The sequence below is a fragment of the Pseudomonas sp. R1-7 genome, from assembly GCF_051132105.1.
Lineage (GTDB): Bacteria > Pseudomonadota > Gammaproteobacteria > Pseudomonadales > Pseudomonadaceae > Aquipseudomonas.
The window spans coordinates 1,352,755-1,370,638 of record NZ_CP071661.1 but is presented as its reverse complement, the minus strand read 5'-3'; the positions used below and the strand labels follow the sequence as shown (position 1 = coordinate 1,370,638).

Annotated in this window: 8 protein-coding genes; 6 read left to right on the top strand and 2 right to left on the bottom strand. The window is 61.4% G+C overall.

Annotated elements, in window-relative coordinates:
- Positions 1-155: 155 nt before the first annotated feature.
- Together J3P79_RS05985 and J3P79_RS05980 are read right to left on the bottom strand one after the other, a co-directional pair.
- The gene (locus J3P79_RS05985) at positions 156-1,103 is read right to left on the bottom strand and encodes an iron-sulfur-binding ferredoxin reductase (RefSeq protein WP_434608953.1); all 948 of its coding nucleotides are present in this window, start codon (positions 1,101-1,103) and stop codon (positions 156-158) included.
- Positions 1,096-2,202: a diguanylate cyclase domain-containing protein gene (locus J3P79_RS05980; RefSeq protein WP_434608951.1), complete on the bottom strand. Its 1,107-nt coding sequence runs from the start codon at positions 2,200-2,202 to the stop codon at positions 1,096-1,098. The genes J3P79_RS05985 and J3P79_RS05980 overlap by 8 nt, the downstream gene beginning before the upstream one ends.
- A gap of 380 nt (positions 2,203-2,582) precedes the next feature.
- Here J3P79_RS05980 and J3P79_RS05975 point away from each other — a divergent pair, with 380 nt between their 5' ends.
- From J3P79_RS05975 to J3P79_RS05950, 6 genes are all read left to right on the top strand, one after another.
- A complete protein-coding gene (locus J3P79_RS05975; protein WP_039591419.1) occupies positions 2,583-4,106 on the top strand; it encodes a fumarate hydratase in 1,524 nt (507 codons plus the stop codon).
- Positions 4,107-4,322: 216 nt separating this feature from the next.
- Entirely contained in the window at positions 4,323-8,774 is a 4,452-nt protein-coding gene (locus tag J3P79_RS05970) for a SpvB/TcaC N-terminal domain-containing protein (RefSeq protein ID WP_434608949.1), read from the top strand.
- A 1-nt stretch (position 8,775) separates the two neighbouring features.
- Positions 8,776-11,589 (top strand): RHS repeat-associated core domain-containing protein, encoded by a 2,814-nt coding sequence (locus tag J3P79_RS05965; RefSeq protein WP_434608947.1) that lies wholly within the window; start codon positions 8,776-8,778, stop codon positions 11,587-11,589.
- A gap of 107 nt (positions 11,590-11,696) precedes the next feature.
- A complete protein-coding gene (locus tag J3P79_RS05960) occupies positions 11,697-14,423 on the top strand; it encodes an RHS repeat-associated core domain-containing protein (protein ID WP_434608945.1) in 2,727 nt (908 codons plus the stop codon).
- Between the two features lie 84 nt (positions 14,424-14,507).
- A complete protein-coding gene (locus J3P79_RS05955) occupies positions 14,508-16,274 on the top strand; it encodes a sensor histidine kinase (RefSeq protein WP_434608944.1) in 1,767 nt (588 codons plus the stop codon).
- The gene (locus tag J3P79_RS05950) at positions 16,267-17,592 is read left to right on the top strand and encodes a sigma-54-dependent transcriptional regulator (RefSeq protein ID WP_434608941.1); all 1,326 of its coding nucleotides are present in this window, start codon (positions 16,267-16,269) and stop codon (positions 17,590-17,592) included. The genes J3P79_RS05955 and J3P79_RS05950 overlap by 8 nt, the downstream gene beginning before the upstream one ends.
- The last annotated feature ends 292 nt before the right edge of the window (positions 17,593-17,884 follow it).

The following is a 17,884-nucleotide window of genomic DNA, read 5'->3' as shown; positions in this document are numbered from 1 at the left end:
AGCCCCGCCATGTGAATGGCGGGGCTTTTTGGTTTCTGCTTTTGGAAGATGGTGTGTTTGGACCGATCGCCATCGCGAGCAAGCTCGCTCCCACAGGGGTTCTGTGTATGCCGCAAATCCGGTGTGGGAGCGAGCTTGCTCGCGATGGCGATCGGTCAGACGCCGCCATTCCCACGGGTAAGAAACACATCCGCCAACAACTGATTACGCGGCAACCCCGCCAGGTACAAGCGTTTCGCAAACGTCTCGACCCAATCCGGATGGCCGCACACCAACGCCTGGGTCTGGCGCGAAGCCAGGCGCATCTGTGCCAGTGCGTCGGGGACCTCGGCTGCGGTCAGCAGCTCGACGCTGAGGTTTGGATGCTTGGCCGCCAATGCTGCCAGGGGTTTTTCCAGATAGTGTCCAGCGGCATCACGGGCCACATGAATCAGCCGAATCGCGCCCCGATGCTGCTGGCGCAACGCTTCGCGCAAGATGCCAAACAGCGGCCCCAGGCCCGTGCCGGACGCCAGCAGCCATAGCGGTTTCTCATGCCAATCGGAATCGTAATGCAGCGCGCCGCCGCGCAGTTCACCGAGACGGATCGGGTCGCCGGCCTTCAGTTGTCGCGCCGCATCGATGAATTGTCCGGGGGCGCGACAATCCAGGTGAAACTCCAGGAAGCGGTCTTCCTCGGGCAGGCTCGCCAGAGAATAGGGGCGGGCGACGTCACCGGCCCACAACACCACATGTTGTCCGGCTCGATAGCGCAACGAGCGCTGCGGCGTGATGCGCAGGCGCAATACGTCGGGCCCCAGCCAATCCGCTGCCACCACCTCGGCGGGCTGGCCATCGCGTTGCGGGTCGAAGGCATGGATGTGTACGTCCTCGACCACCTGACACTGGCACGCCAGGCGCCAGCCTTGATCGCGCTGCGCCGGCGCCAGGGCGTCGGGACGGCTGTCACGCACGTCGCCGCTCAGGCATTGCACCAGGCAAGCGTGGCAACTGCCGGCACGGCAACTGTAAGGCACCGGCACACCGGCCTGGTTCAACGCATCCAGCAGGTTGCTGCCCACCGCCACCGACCATTGCTGGCCTGCGACTTTCAACTCAGGCATCGACATTCTCCCAGGCGGCGGCACACCGATTGCGGCCGTCTCGCTTGGCACGGTACAAGGCTTGGTCGGCGCGCTGCAACGCGCTGTCCAGGTCATCGCCCATTTCCAGCATCGTCATGCCCACCGACAGGCTGAGGTTACCGACCGGCAGGTCGATCAGCTCAACTTCGGTGAACGCCAGCCGCAAGCGCTCGCAACAGGCCGTCAGCCGCGCAGGGTCGCAGGCAGGCAGCAACATGACGAATTCTTCGCCCCCGTACCGGGCAAGAACGTCGCCTTCGCGCAGGCAGGCCGTGGCAACACCGGCAAACGCCTGTAGCACCTGGTCGCCCGCGGCATGGCCGTGCAAATCGTTGATGCGCTTGAAATGGTCCAGGTCGATCAGAGCCAGTCCATGGGCGATGCCGGGCCTGAGCGTATTGAGTTCGCGGCTCGCCAGGCGCAGGAAATGGCGGCGATTGAACAGCCCGGTGAGTTCGTCGGTGGCGACCAGGTCTTCAAGCTGGCGCATCATGCCGCGCAACGTGTCCTGGTGCGCCTGCAAGGCAAATCGACGCTGGCGCATGCGTTGGCGCGAGGTCTGGACGTAGCGGGCATACAGCACCAGCCACACCAGCACGATAAACAGCACGCACACTTGCAAGCCGGCCAACGTCGGGTCGGGAAGCCGGAAGAAGTAGCCGTCCCACAGCGTGATGCCGGTAAAGCTGATAAACACCAGCGTCGCACAGCGCACGAAGGCCCGCCGCGTCAAGTGGAACAGCCCGAACAGCAGGATCAGCACATAGAACACCAGGAACACGCCGCGGGCCTGATCCAGATGCGCCATCATCCAGGTCTGCCAGCCCAGGCCGATCCAGACTTGTATTTCCGTAAGACTGGGGTCTGCGAAGCGCAAGTTGCGATCGGTGATGAACAGCGCGAACAGGCCGGCCTGGCACAAAATCACCAACAGCGTGCCGATGACGACGCCACGCAACGAGTCGAGGTAATGGCCGCTGAAGAACGCCAGCCACAGCAACACCAGCGCCAGCGCATAAGTCGTGGCTGCGAGGGCGAAACGTTTAAGCAAAAGACGTTGAATGGCGTTATGGGTCAATCGGTGACTCACCATGGGAAAGGGGAACTGATGGAACGGTCCTACGCTACAGGCCAGACGCCACTTTAGTGGCGTGTTCGGCAAGTGACCATTCAATTCTGGATCAGAAAAATGGCGTCAAAGCAATGGCCCAGAATGACGCAGTTTTTGCTGCCAACCACACCCCCGTGGCGGGGAGCTTGCTCCCTCGCCACGGGTTCGTGCGTTTCATACCTTCAGCCCATAGCTCCCACAGGGCCCCAGCCTGCGATATACTGCCGCGCCTTTTTAGCGTCGCGCCAGCATGCCCGGCGTGCCTTGAGAGGTGCCGTCCGTCGACCGATGCACCCAAGCGGACAGCACCTCATTGAATGTTCCCGTCTTTGAGAGGAGCGCGACTCATGACCGTGATCAAGCAAGATGACCTGATACAGAGCGTCGCCGACGCCTTGCAGTTCATTTCCTATTACCACCCCGTGGATTTCATCCAGGCGATGCACGAAGCCTACCTGCGCGAAGAATCGCCGGCGGCCCGCGACTCCATGGCGCAGATCCTGATCAATTCGCGCATGTGCGCCACCGGCCATCGGCCGATCTGCCAGGACACCGGCATCGTGACGGTGTTCGTGCGCGTGGGCATGGACGTGCGTTGGGATGGCGCCACCATGAGCCTGGACGACATGATCAACGAGGGCGTGCGTCGCGCCTACAACCTGCCGGAAAACGTCCTGCGCGCATCGATCCTCGCCGACCCGGCAGGCGCTCGCAAGAACACCAAGGACAATACTCCGGCAGTCATCCACTATTCCATCGTCCCGGGCAACACCGTGGAAGTGGACGTGGCGGCCAAGGGCGGCGGCTCCGAGAACAAATCGAAGATGGCCATGCTCAACCCGTCCGACTCCATCGTCGACTGGGTCCTGAAGACCGTTCCGACCATGGGCGCCGGCTGGTGCCCACCGGGCATGCTCGGCATCGGCATCGGCGGCACCGCCGAGAAAGCCGCGGTCATGGCCAAGGAAGTGTTGATGGAATCCATCGACATCCATGAGCTGAAAGCACGCGGCCCGCAGAACCGTATCGAAGAGATGCGCCTGGAGCTGTTCGAGAAGGTCAACCAACTGGGCATCGGCGCCCAGGGCCTCGGTGGCCTGACCACCGTGCTCGACGTGAAGATCATGGACTACCCAACCCACGCCGCCTCCCTGCCGGTGTGCATGATCCCCAACTGCGCCGCCACCCGTCACGCCCACTTCGTGCTCGACGGCACAGGCCCGGCGTCGCTGGAAGCGCCACCGCTGGACGCCTACCCGGAAATCGTCTGGGAAGCCGGCCCGTCGGCCCGTCGCGTGAACCTCGACACCCTCACCCCGGAAGACGTGCAGAGCTGGAAACCGGGCGAAACCGTGCTGCTCAACGGCAAGATGCTCACCGGTCGCGACGCGGCGCACAAGCGCATGGTCGAAATGCTGAACAAGGGCGAAACACTGCCGGTGGACCTCAAGGGTCGCTTCATCTACTACGTCGGCCCGGTCGATCCGGTGGGTGACGAAGTGGTTGGCCCAGCCGGCCCGACCACTGCCACGCGGATGGACAAGTTCACCCGCCAGATCCTCGAGCAAACCGGCCTGCTGGGCATGATCGGCAAATCCGAGCGCGGCCCGACCGCCATCGAAGCGATCAAGGACAACAAAGCCGTGTACCTGATGGCCGTTGGCGGCGCCGCTTACCTGGTGGCCCAGGCGATCAAGAAGTCCAAGGTGCTGGCGTTCGCCGAACTGGGGATGGAAGCGATCTACGAGTTCGAGGTCAAGGACATGCCGGTAACCGTTGCGGTCGACAGCAAGGGCGAGTCGGTACACATTACCGGCCCGGCGATCTGGCAGCAGAAGATCAGCGAAAGCCTGGCGGTGGAAGTGCAGTAACTGGCACTCAATCGCTGTCAAGAGGGCCGGTGGGCGACAAGCTCACCGGCCTTTTTTTGAACATGTGCCCGGTGTCCCTTTTGACCTGGCTGAGAAAAACCGTTTATCGGATGTACCCATCGACCTGTCAGATCTGACAGGTTACATCCCTGCTCGCCCTTGGCATCCTCATCGTGGCCAGGAATCAGGCCTGGCGCGGGTCAAGGGATAAACAGCATGGCAGAGCAAGCCCCCCTCCAGATCGTCACGCCCACTATCGCCGGCAGCGCGTCAATCGCAACGTTCGGCAACAGCCTCGGCCCGGTGGGTACCCGAGGCGCTGCCTCGTTTGAGTTGCCGCTGCCTGTGTCGAGCGCCCGTCACCTGACGCCGGCCCTGGCCCTGCAGTACAACAGCCAGAGCGGCAACGGCACGTTCGGCATTGGCATGCAGTTGCCGATCCCCAGCATCACCCGTAAAACCAGTAAAGGCGTGCCGCATTACCAGGAAGACGATGTCATGGTGGGCCCCGATGGAGTGGATCGTTGGCCCGACCACGGGGCGCATGTAACACGCATGCTCCCGGGGCGAAGCAATATGACCTACACGGTGGTGCGCTATTACCCCAGGCTGGAAAGTACATTCGACATCTATGAGCTGTGGATGCCCGACGGCGGCCAGCCTTGGTTCTGGCGAGTACAAGGCAGTAACGGGAGCTTGTATTGCTATGGGCACGACGACAAATCGCGCATCGCTGACCCCAATAACGCCCTACGCATCGCCGAATGGCTGCTGTTGGAGGAAGTCAGCCCGTTGGGCGAGCATATCTACTACGAATATGCGGCAGACCCGGCTGAGTCCGACGGCCCCCATGACTACCGGGCCCAGCGTTACCTGCGCCGGGTCTGCTACGGCAACGCCACGGCCAGCGAAACCTTTTATTGCTTCGAAGAAGTGGACCCGGCCGAGCGGGACTGGCACTTCCATCTTTTATTCGACTACGGCCAGCGCACCCTCCAGCTCGATGGAAAACCCGGATGGCTAGCCGTCGACGAAGATGCCTGGCTGCTGCGCACCGACCCGTTCCACGCCTACCGATACGGTTTTGAAACAGGCACACGGCGCCTGTGTCACCAGATACTGATGTTCCACCGTTTCCCTGCCGACGCCGAACCTGCACTGGTGCGGCGCCTTTTGTTGGAATACACCCCGACGAAGTTGGGCTATAGCCTGTTGACCGCTGCCCACTATCAAGATTGGGATGCCGAGGATCGGTTCGAGTACTACGCACCGATAGAACTCCACTACCCCGACTTCGAACCCGATCTCGAACCCGCTGCATTTTTTGCCCTGGAGACGATGCCCGCACTGGAAGACGGCCTGCGTTACCAGTGCGTCGACCTTTATGGCGAAGGGGTTCCCGGCTTCTTGTGTCGTCACAGCGATGGCTGGTATTACCGCGAGCCTGAACGCGCCACGGAAGGTGGCAGTGACGCCATCGGCTACGGTCCTTGGTCACTGCTGCCGAGCATTCCTGTCGCCGCCCAAGACTCGGTGGCCATGCAGTTGCTTACCGACCTGACCGGCAGCGGCCGGCTCAATTGGGTCATCGCCCAGCCCGGAATGTGCGGTTTTTACACACTGAATCCGGACCGCAGTTGGTCTACGTTCACCGAATTCAAGCGCTTCCCCACGGAGTTCCTGCACCCTGCCGCACAGCTGGGCGACCTGATCGGCGACGGATTGCGCTCGCTGGCCATGATCGGGCCCAAAAGCGTGCGGCTCTATGCCAACCTGCGCGAAGAGGGGTTCGCCGCGGGCGTGGAAGTTCCCCATGAGCCGGACAGCACCCTGCCATTGTTCAGCGATGTGCGCAGTGAGCTGGTGATGTTCGGCAATATGCTGGGAAGCGACAGCACTGAGCTATGCCGTATTCGCTTCAACGAAATCAAGTGTTGGCCCAACCTCGGTCATGGGCGTTTCGGCGAAGGTTTTGTCATGAGTGACCTGCCCTTCACCTATGACGAGTTCAATGCCGAGCAGGTGCGAATCGCCGATCTGGATGGCTCCGGGGCGCCGGCGCTGATCTACCTGCGAAGCGATTGTTTCGAAATCTACTTCAACCGAGGCGGCAACGGCATGGATCAAGAGGCGTTGCAGGTGCCCTGGCCCGACGGCCTGCGCTATGACAACCTCTGCCAGGTCACCCTGGCCGACCTGCAAGGCTTGGGCTGTGCGAGCCTGATCCTGAGCGTGCCCCATGCCACGCCGGATATGAAACCCAGGCACTGGCGCTACGATTTCGTCACGGCGCGGCCTTACCTGCTCAGCGCAACGAACAACAACATGGGCTGCAGCAGCTCCCTGGCGTACCGCAGTAGTGCACAGTTCTGGCTGGATGAAAAACGACAACGGGTCAAACTATTCCAGCCGCCGGTCTGCTACCTGCCCATGGCCTTGCCACTGGTGGCGCGCCAGCAACTGCTCGATGAGATCACCGGTAACAACCTGACCCAGCACTTCAGCTATTTCGAAGGCGATTACGACAGCTATTACCGTGAATTCCGGGGCTTTGGCCGGTTGTATCAGCTCGACAGCGAAATGCCAGCCGGCGAAACAGACGAGAATTTTACCGCTCCGGTGCTGGTCAAGACGTGGTTTCACACCGGACGGAATATCGACCCGCCCCTTAAAGACTGCTTCGAAGTCGACCCCGACGCCCCACCGTTGGGCTCCACGCTGCTGACCCGGTTCCATGATCTGGATAGAGCTGACGAAATCCTCGGTTCCGACCCGGAGACCGATCGGGAAATGGCCTACGCTCTGGCCGGCCACGTACTGCGCAGCGAGACCCATCACGCCGAATCAACCGCCATGCTCGAACCGTACACCGTGACGCAACAACGCTACATGTTGCGTCAACCACATAATGAGCAGAAGAGCCTGTTGGTGTTGGCGCTGGAAACGGTCAGCTACCAGTACGATGGCTTCATCAACGACCCGCAAGTCCAACACACTATCAACCTGGGCTGGAACAGCTACGGTCAACTCACTCACAGTTTCATCGTCCATTACGCCCGCCGCCTCACTGCGGACGATGCACCGCCCTTCGATGATGAATACGAGAATACTTGGTGGGGCGATGCCCACGACGAACAGCAGCAGGTGTATCACCTGACTGAAAGCCGTGCCGAATACAGACACCTTATCGATGAAGAGGGACAACGCCAACGACTGGGCCTGCCCTGGCGCGCCCGGACCAACGGACTGCAACGCGCCAAAGGCACACTCCCGGACGGACTGCGCCCGGAACAGGTCAGCTACGAACATTTCGTCGAGCACCAGAACTCGGCGTCATGGACAACCGCCCGGGTATTGATCGCCCTTGAAGAACAGACCTACGTGCGTGACGCATCGGACGAGATCCTGTTCCAGGCCTTGCGCGGCCCGTTGGAAATCGCCGAATTCGACGAGCAGGCGTTGAGCGCCTACGACGCTGTGCCTGAACCGTTCGACATTCGCGAGCAACTGGAAACGATCGGCTTCGAGCCCATGGCGCTGTTCCTGCTTGAAGATGAGAAAAAGGACGAGGCCCGAAATCTCTGGTCCAAGAAAATCGGTTTTCCCCAATACCTGTCGCTGGACGGCTTCTTCCACATCAGCCAATTACAGGAGACCCAGAGCCACGGCGTCACCTCGGTCAGTTACGACGAGTTTCATTTGATGGCCACCACCGTGCAGCTTCCGGACGGTTGCACCACCCACGTCGAATACGACTATCACTCGCTGTTGCCGCGCAAAATCATCGATGCCAACGAGAACATCCAGCAAGCCCTGTACGGACCGGCGGGGGTACCGTTGGGCGTGACGTTCCACGGCACCGAAAACGGTGTTCCGGTGGGCTTCGGTACCATCGAGGATCATCTGCCCCCTGAAGATCTGTCACCGGCCTACGCCATAGCGAACCCCAAGGTAACCCTGGACAAGATCGCCAGCGCCGTGCGCGTCGAGGAGCTGAGCTGGATGGGCTCGCTTGCCCCGGCTCAAGTGTCATCGACGCAACGTGACGCGTGGGTCGCTGCCCGATACCTGCTGCCCAGCGGTCACATCCGGGCATCGGCTCGGGTTCGCCTGGCCCAAAACAAAGCCCGGACCGCCGATGAGGAACAGCTCTGGGCGCTGATCCAGGCAACGGCCCGGGAACCGGCTCACAGTGTCGTGCTGAGCGCCGATCGTTACCCGGACGATCCCTTGCAGCAGATCCGCATCGCCGTGAGCGCAATCGATGGCTTTGGTCGCCCCCTGCAAAGCAAGCAGTTGGTCGAACCCGGAAAAGCCTATGCCGTGGCGGAGGATGGCTCATTGCAGCTTGGCGAGGATGACAAGCCGCTGGAGCATGAAGCCGACCCGCGCTGGCGCGTCAGCGAACGGGTCGAGTACAACAACAAGGGCTTGGTCACCCGGGTCTATCGCCCCTACTTCGCCGATGCCTGGCGCTACATCAACGACGCGTCACTGCGCGAGCATGGTTATCACGACCAGCAGTTCTACGACCCGCCGGGGCGCCTGGTCAAGATCATCAATGCCAGGGGCGATGAAGCGTGGCAGGTCTACCATCCGTGGTACCAGTGTGATCATGATTACAACGATACCGCCTCGCCACCGACGGGCTCACTGCCGGAGGATTGAAATGACCGATGTACACGCTCGTACGCCGGACATTGTCGCAGTCGATGGACGAGGCCTGCCCGTGCGGCAAATCGGCTATCTGCGTAGCCAGGCTTCGGCGCCTGCTGTCGCCCTCATCACCCGTCGACAGTTCGATGGGGCCGGGCGACTCGCCGAACAATGGGATGCACGGCTGTTCGGGCATGCCCCAAGACCCAACCAGTCCATGATCTACGACCTCATGGGCGAGCCGCTGCATATTGACAGCGTCGATGCCGGCTGGCGCTTGATATTGCCAGGGCTGGCCCGCGAGCCCCTGCTGCACTGGGACGCACGCGGCAATCGGTGGCACTCGCATTACGATAACCGTTTGCGCCCGGTGGCCCTTGATGAAAACAGCCACGTCAATGTCGACACTTTCGTTTATGGCGGCGCCACTGAAGATGCCGGCCATAACTTGCGCGGGCAACTGCTGGAGCAAATCGATCCATCCGGCACGTTGCATTTCGACAGTTACGGCCTGTCAGGCTTGCCCTTGCGTCAGGCACGCGTGTTTGACGATTCCAGTGTTCATGCAACCGAGCAAACCTTCGATGCCCTCGGCGCGCCGATCAGCCAGACCGACGCCGGTGGTCATCGCCAGCACCTACGCCTGGACGTCGCCGGGCAGCTCAAGGCAGTCGATTTGCAACTCAAGCTCGATACTGCGCCGCAACCGATCATGCTCGCGGCCCAGTACAACGCTGCCGGCCAGATCGAGCGTCAGGACGCGGCCAACGGAGTCATCAGCCGCTTGACCTATGGCTTGGTCGATGGGCGGCTGAGCACCCTCCAGGCGGGAGAACCCGGTGCAGATTTGCGCCAGGATCTGACCTACCACTACGACCCGGTCGGCAATGTCGTGCGCATTGATGACGGCGCCGTTGCCACCGTCCATTTCGCCAACCAGCGCGTGGACGGTCATCGCGATTTCAGCTACGACTCGCTCTATCGGCTGATAGGCGCCAGCGGCTTCGAGGGCGACATGCCGCACCTGCAACCCGGTTTGCCGACGCCGATCATTCCCATCGACCCGAACCGCCGCTTCAATTATTCCCAACAATATGAATACGACAACGGCAACAATCTGACCCGTCTGCGCCATATACGCGAAGGCCACAATTACACACAGGACATGCGCATCGACCTCAACAGCAACCGAGGCGTGCGCTGGACAGAAGGCGACCCCGAGCCGGACTTCGACATGCTGTTCGATGCCCACGGCAACCAGCAATTCTTGCAGCGGGGTACGCCAGCGCTGGCTTGGGACGCCCGCGACCAGCTCAGCAGCGTCACGGTGATCGAGCGCGACAACGATCTACGCAACGATGACGAAACCTACCTATACAGCCAGGGTGAGCGGGTCGGCAAAACCCACACTGCCGCAGGCAAAGTCCAGCAGACACGTTATTTGCCAGGTATTGAGATACGCACTTCCAACGATGGCGAACTTCTCCACGTCCTCACCCTCGGGTTGGCTCACGGCAGTGTCCGCTGTCTGCATTGGGAAGCCGGCCAACCTGGGGGGATCGAGGCCGATCAATTGCGCTACAGCCTCGATGATCACCTTGGCTCCAGCACCCTGGAACTGGACCGCCACGGCGCCTTGATCAGCCTTGAGTACTACTACCCTTTTGGCGGCAGCGCCTGGCAAGCCGCCCGCTCAACAATAGAAGTCGACCATAAGACCCGGCGCTATTCGGGCATGGAAATGGACACCAGCGGATTGTATTACTACGGTGCGCGTTACTACGCACCGTGGTTGCTGCGTTGGCTGAGCGCGGATCCGGCAGGGGACGTCGATGGCTTGAACCTGTATGGTTTTGTCGGCAACAACCCGATGACGCTTACCGATTACCAAGGGCTGATAATCGAGACACCGGCAGAAAAAGACGCGCGAAAAGCTCAGGCCGCTGCCGATCACCAACGGCGGAAAAAACACAACCGTCTGAACCGAGAGGTCCGAAAGTTCAAAGACATCATGGCGCTGACTTCACGCAGGGCCAGCGAAGCGCAGACTCAACTGGCGAGCCATCGCTCGGCATCGGCCCATGCCCAGTCCACCGCGGTACGTGCCGGCGCTCACGTCGGTGCCCAGGTCATCAGTTATGGCGCGGGCATCGCAGTCGGCATCGGGGCGACGGCGCTGGGTAGCGTCGCCGGCCCACCAGGCGTTGTCATGGGCGTCACACTGGGGTTCGTGACCACCAAAGCCCTGAGCATTGGCCTTGACTATGCGCTGGAAAGGTTGAGCCTGAGCGCATCGGTGAACTTCAAAAGCCGGAAACTGGACCCGGAACGCATCGTGAGGAGAGGCGAATACAAACAACTCAATTTCGGCCCGTACGTCGCGGCGAAAGGCCGGGATCTGTTCCAGGCCGTGAGCGCACCCACCACTCGAAACGTCTTGAAAGCCGGTAAGGAAGCGACCAGCACCGGCACCAAGATAGCGCTGAAAGCAAGCGGAAACATAGCCTCCAGCGAAATCGGTGCCGTCGTCTCTACGGTGCTTGGGTTCTTCGAAATCTTTCACGAAACCCGAGCCGCCAGCGATGAGCTTTCCGAAGAAAAAATCGCTCGGGCAGAAAAACACATCGACGGTATGATTGAAGTGTTGAATAGCCAGATGAACTACATCGATACGCTGTTTGTCGAGGCGGAGCTTGGCGCGACCAACACCTACCGGCCGCTAAGCAAGATATTTGGACAATCCAGTGGCGACACACCGCAAAGCCTGAGAAGAGAAATGGACGCCACCATTGGCCGATTGAAGCAGGCGAAAAGCATGCTCCGGTAACTTCGCATCGAAACCCTGTCAGACCTCACAGGGTTTCGATGCGTCAACTTTATACTGGGCCGAACTGAAGATCCGGCTCAGCTTGGGCACACGGAGGCAATCGACCGATGAGCGCTGTCCACTGCCGTACCCCAGACATCATTGCCTTCGACGGTCGTGGCCTGCCAGCGCGGCGTGGCGCGTATCTGCGAAGCCAGGACTCGGACCTCGCAATCGCACTGACAACACGTCAACGCTTCAACCTCGCCGGCCACCTCGTCGAACAATGGGACCCTCGCCTGTTCGGCCACGCCCCCAAGCCCAACCAGGCGACCGTCTACAGCCTCCTCGGCGAGCCACTGCAGACCGACAGCGTCGACGCCGGATGGCGCCTGGCCTTGCCGGGGCTGGCGGGTAAAACCTTGCAGCTGTGGGATGCACGTGGCAGTCATTGGCGCACGCAGTATGACGACCAACTGCGCCCGGTGGCCCTGGAGGAAAACGGCGTGGCCAATGTCGATACCTTCACCTATGGCGACGCCACTCAAGACGCCGGTCGCAACTTGCGTGGGCAATTGTTGGAACAAGTCGATCCGTCCGGCACTTTGCGTTGCGACAGCTATAGCCTGTCCGGCTTGCCCCTGCGTCAGGCCCGCATGTTCGCCGATGCCGACATTCATACGACCGAGCAAACCTTCGATGCCCTCGGCGCGCTCATCGGCCAGACCGATGCAGGTGGTCATCGCCAGCACCTGCGCCTGGACGTCGCCGGGCAGCTCAAGGCAGTCGACTTGCAGCTCAAGTTCGATACCGCGTCGCAACCGATCATGCTGGCGGCCCAGTACAACGCCGCCGGCCAGATCGAGCGTCAGGAGGCGGCGAACGATGTCATCAGCCACTGGACCTATGACCCGGCCGATGGCCGGCTGAACACACTCCAGGCAGGAAAACCCGGGGCGGACCTGCGCCAGGACCTGGCCTACTTCTACGATCGTGTAGGCAACATAACGAGCATCGAAGACCGCACAGTCGCCACCGTCCATTTTGCCAACCAACGCGTGGACGGCCATCGTGAGTTCGCCTACGACTCGCTCTATCGGCTCATCGCCGCCAGCGGCTTCGAGGGTGACACGCCGCACCTGCAACCCGGCTTGCCGGCACCGATCATCCCCATAGACCCGAACCGCCGCTTCAACTATGCCCAACAATACGAATACGACAGCGGCAACAACTTGATCCGTCTGCGCCATATTCGCGAGGGCAACAATCACACGCACATCACGCGCATCGACCCCAACAGCAACCGCGGCGTGCGCTGGACAGAAGGCGAACCCGAGCCGGATTTCGACACGCAGTTCGACACCCATGGTAACCAGCTGTTCCTGCAGAGCGGTACGCCGGCGCTGGCCTGGAACTCTCGCGACCAGCTCAGCACTGTCACGGTGATCAAGCGGGAAGATGATCTGAGCGACGATAAAGAAACCTATCTGTACAGCCAGGGTGAGCGGGTCGGCAAAACCCACACAGCCGCAGGCACAGTCCGGCAGACACGTTATTTGCCGGGCATTGAAATACGCACTTCCAGCGATGGCGAACGTCTCCACGTCCTCACCCTCGGGCTGGCTCACGGCAGTGTCCGCTGCCTGCACTGGGAAGCCGGCCAACCTGGAGGGATCGAAGCCGATCAGTTGCGCTATAACCTCGATGATCACTTGGGTTCCAGCACACTGGAGCTGGACCGCGCCGGCGGCCTGATCAGCCTTGAGCATTATTATCCTTTCGGCGGAACCGCCTGGTACGCGGGCCGCTCCGCCCTGGAGGCAAGCTACAAGACCGTTCGTTACTCCGGCAAGGAAATGGATGCAAGCGGGCTTTATTACTACGGTGCGCGTTACTACGCGCCGTGGTTGCAGCGTTGGTTGAGTGCCGATCCCGCACGGGATGTGGACGGCCTGAATCTATATGCCTTCGTGGTGAATAGCCCGTTGCGCTACTTGGATGGCGGAGGAACAAACAAACTCGAATGGCAGATCATGAACTATTCGGATTTTATTTCAGAACTGGGAACCGAATCAGCCACAGCCCTGAAGCAAATAGATAGCATCCTCACCCAAACAGGCATCAAGACCGGTCTGCTGAAGAACCTGATAGGTGAAGCCATCAGCGGCGCCATCGGTTTTGCCGGTGGCTACGCCGGAGGTGAAGCGTTCGCCAGCGTGGCTCCGCGCCTCAACGATGTCGCTTATGTGGGAGGCCTCGTTGGCGGGAACATCGGCGGCGACGCAGCCGGTATGACGGCCGATGCCATCCTGCCCACTGCTCGCTGGATCCGCCCACTGATACCTCAGACATCGGCGATGTCGGTCGAGTCGATTGACCGTAGGCTTGGGCTTATCGACGACCCTCTTACGTTCTCCCCCCTTGATGCCGCGGGCTTTTTCATGAATCGAGTCGTTGGCTCAGTTATCCCGGGCATTGCGAATTTCCTTAATCTAGGCTCCCGTGCACAAGAAGCCGAGGACATCCAGACGGGGCTGACTCCCATGAAAATCCAGAAAATCGACGCAATGCTCGTCGAATGGAAAGCGGCTGTGGAAAGTCGCTGGGCCGCGACCGAGGCCGCCTTTGATACATTGAGGAAGAACACTATCCACCCAGGCGACGTGCTACCCAACGTCAACAACTTGACGACACCAGAAACCCTGGCGCCGATCCATCGTTCAACCTTGCAACAACAGACCGGGGTGATACTGGACTATATCGACCAGGCGCAAAAGGGCATGGCTCAATATAAAAAGAACCGCACCACCGACAACATTTTTTTGCTGAAGCAGGCCAAGGCTTCTAAACGGTGATTCGATGGGACTCGGCATCGTGGAGGTCACGGCTGGAGATGACATGCTATCGTGCCCGCCCCAGTCCATCTTTGTGACACCTTCATGCCCGCAATGCCCCGTCCCTTGCGCCTGTCGTTATATATCCTGCTGATTCTGACCGGCGCGATCTTTTCCGCCACCCTCGCCGTACGCCACGCCGAACGCGAGGCCCTGGAAGAAGACGCCAGCCGCGCGAGCCAGCAACTGGCGCTGTACGCCAACTCTTTGCACACCTTGATCGAACGCTACCGTGCCTTGCCCGCCGTGCTCGCGCTGGACCCTCAGTTGCGTGATGCCCTCAAGGGGCCGGTCAGCCCAGCGCAACAGGATGCCTTGAACCGCAAGCTGGAAAAAATCAACGGCGCCGCGCAGTCCTCGACATTGGAGTTGCTGGACCACACCGGGCTGGCGGTTGCCGCGAGCAACTGGCAGTTGCCCAGCAGTTATGTCGGGCACAACTATGGTTTCCGTCCCTATTTCCTCCAGACCCGAAGCCAGGGCACTGGACGGTTTTATGCGGTGGGCGTGACCAGTGGCATTCCTGGCTATTTCCTGTCCAGCGCAGTGACCGGTGACAACGGCGAATTCCTCGGCGCGATGGTGGTTAAATTGGAGTTTCCCGAGCTTGAGCGCGAATGGCGCCAGGGCAGCGACACGCTGTTGGTCAGCGATGCGCGGGGGATCATTTTCATCGCCAACCGGGCCGGCTGGCGCTATCGCCATCTACAACCCTTGACCGACAACGATCGCGCCGAACTCAAGGCCACGCGCCAATACGACAAGCAACCGTTGCAACCCTTGGCCTTCGATCCGCTGCAGCGCTTTGACGACAACAGTCATCTGACCCGGGTCGAGGCACCCAATGGCCCGCAGGAATACCTCTGGGAGTCCCTGCCGTTGACGAGCGAAGGCTGGACGCTGCACCTGCTGCGTCGCCCGCAGATCGCCTTCGAAGACCTGCGCAACGCCGGGCTCGCCGCCGCCGGGTTGTGGCTGGCGCTGGTGTTCCTGCTGCTGTTTCTCAACCAACGCTGGCGCCTGGCGAAACTGCGCCAGCGCAGCCGCCAGGAACTCGAACGCCTGGTGGACGAACGCACCCGTGAATTGCGCACCGCCCAGGACGGCCTCGTGCAGTCGGCCAAGCTCGCGGCGCTGGGGCAGATGTCGGCGGCGCTGGCCCACGAGATCAACCAGCCCTTGACCGCCCAGCGCATGCAATTGGCAACCCTGCGCCTGCTGTTGGACCACGGTCGGATCGACGATGCCTACAAAGCCCTCAAGCCAGTGGACGACATGCTGACCCGCATGGCCGCCCTCACCGGCCACCTGAAGACCTTTGCCCGTAAAAGCCCCAGCGGTCTGCGCGAACGCCTCGACCTCGCGGCGGTGGTGGACCAGGCGCTGCAACTGCTGGAGACGCGCCTGCGGGACGAAAACGTCAGCACCGTGTTGCACCTGGCCCGTCCGGCGTGGGTGCGCGGCGACGCCATCCGCCTTGAACAGGTATTGATCAACCTCCTGCGCAACGCCCTCGACGCCATGCTCGAGCAGCCGCTCAAGCGCCTTGAAGTGCGCCTGCACGCCGATGAACAACTGTGGCGCCTGACCGTCAGCGACAGCGGCACGGGGATCGCCGAAGAACATCTGGCGCAAGTGTTCGACCCCTTCTTCACCACCAAGGCGGTGGGTGATGGCCTCGGCCTGGGGCTGGCGGTTTCCTTTGCAATCATCCATGAATCCGGCGGACGACTGACGGCGGACAACCATGAAAACGGTGCGGTATTCTGCGTGACCTTGCCCATCGATCAGGAGGCGCAACTGCATGCTTGATTCGGTCATAGTCGTCGATGATGAAAACAGCATCCGCACGGCTGTGGAGCAATGGCTGAGCCTGTCCGGATTCCGGGTGCAATTGTTCAGTCGCGCCGAGGATTGCCTGGCGAAGCTGCCGGAAAATTTCCCTGGTGTGATCCTCAGCGACGTGCGCATGCCTGGGCTGGGCGGCCTGGAGTTGCTGGCCGAAGTGCGAAGGCGTGACCCGGACCTGCCGGTGATTTTGCTGACCGGTCACGGCGACGTGCCGATGGCCGTGGAGGCCATGCGCGACGGGGCCTATGACTTCCTCGAAAAGCCGTTCAGCCCTGAAGCGTTGCTGGGCGGCTTGCGCCGGGCGCTGGACAAGCGTTTCCTGGTCCTGGAAAACCGCCGGCTGCACGAACAGGCCGATGCCCGCGCCAGGCTCGACGCCACCCTGCTTGGTGTCTCGCGTGCATTGCAAAACCTGCGGCGCCAGGTGCTGGACCTGGCGACCTTGCCGGTCAACGTGTTGATCCGCGGCGAAACCGGCAGCGGCAAGGAACTGGTTGCCCGTTGCCTGCACGACTTCGGCCCGAGGACGAGCAAACCCTTCGTGGCCCTGAACTGCGCGGCCATCCCCGAAGCGCTGTTCGAAGCCGAACTGTTCGGCCATGAAAGCGGCGCCTTCACCGGTGCCCAGGGCAAGCGCATCGGCAAACTCGAGTACGCCGATGGCGGCACGCTGTTCCTTGATGAAATCGAAAGCATGCCGCTGGCCCAGCAGGCCAAACTGCTGCGCGTGTTGCAGGAGAAGAAACTCGAGCGCCTGGGTTCCAACCAGAGCATCAACGTGGACCTGCGAATCATCGCCGCGACCAAGCCCGACTTGCTGGACGAAGCCCGGGCCGGGCGTTTTCGCGAAGACCTGGCCTATCGCCTGAATATCGCCGAGCTGCGCCTGCCACCCTTGCGCGAGCGCCGCGAGGACATTCCGCTGCTGTTCGAGCACTTCACCCATAGCGCCGCCGAACGCCTGGGCCGCCCCGCCGCGCCCTTGAACGGCCCGCAACTGAGCCATCTGCTCAGCCACGACTGGCCGGGCAACGTGCGTGAACTGGCCAACGTCGCCGAGCGCCAAGTGTTAGGGCTCGATCAACTGCCCGCCCTGGAGACGGAGCCGGGCCAGTCCCTCGCAGCCCAGCAGGAAGCCTTCGAAGCCCAATGCCTGCGCGCCGCCCTGACCCGGCACAAGGGTGACGTGAAGGCCGTGCTCGAAGAACTGCAACTGCCGCGTCGCACCTTCAATGAAAAGATGCAGCGGCATGGGTTGAATCGGGAGATGTTTTTGTAAGGGCCCGCTGAATTTGCTGTGTCTGTACCGCCCTCATCGCGAGCAAGCTCGCTCCCACAGGGTCCTGTGTACGCCGGACGAAATGTGGGAGCGAGCTTGCTCGCGATGAGGTTGGTTCAGACGACAAACCTCTCCTGCCATAAGCGGATTCCCGCCCACGCCGCCGCTCGAAATAAGCGGATTTCCGCTCACCACGCGCGATAAACCCCTCTAGACCGGCCCTCCGCCACCTGGCACAGCTCCTGCTATAGCCCTGGCAGGCTGCGTCCACACGCGCTCCACAAAAACAATT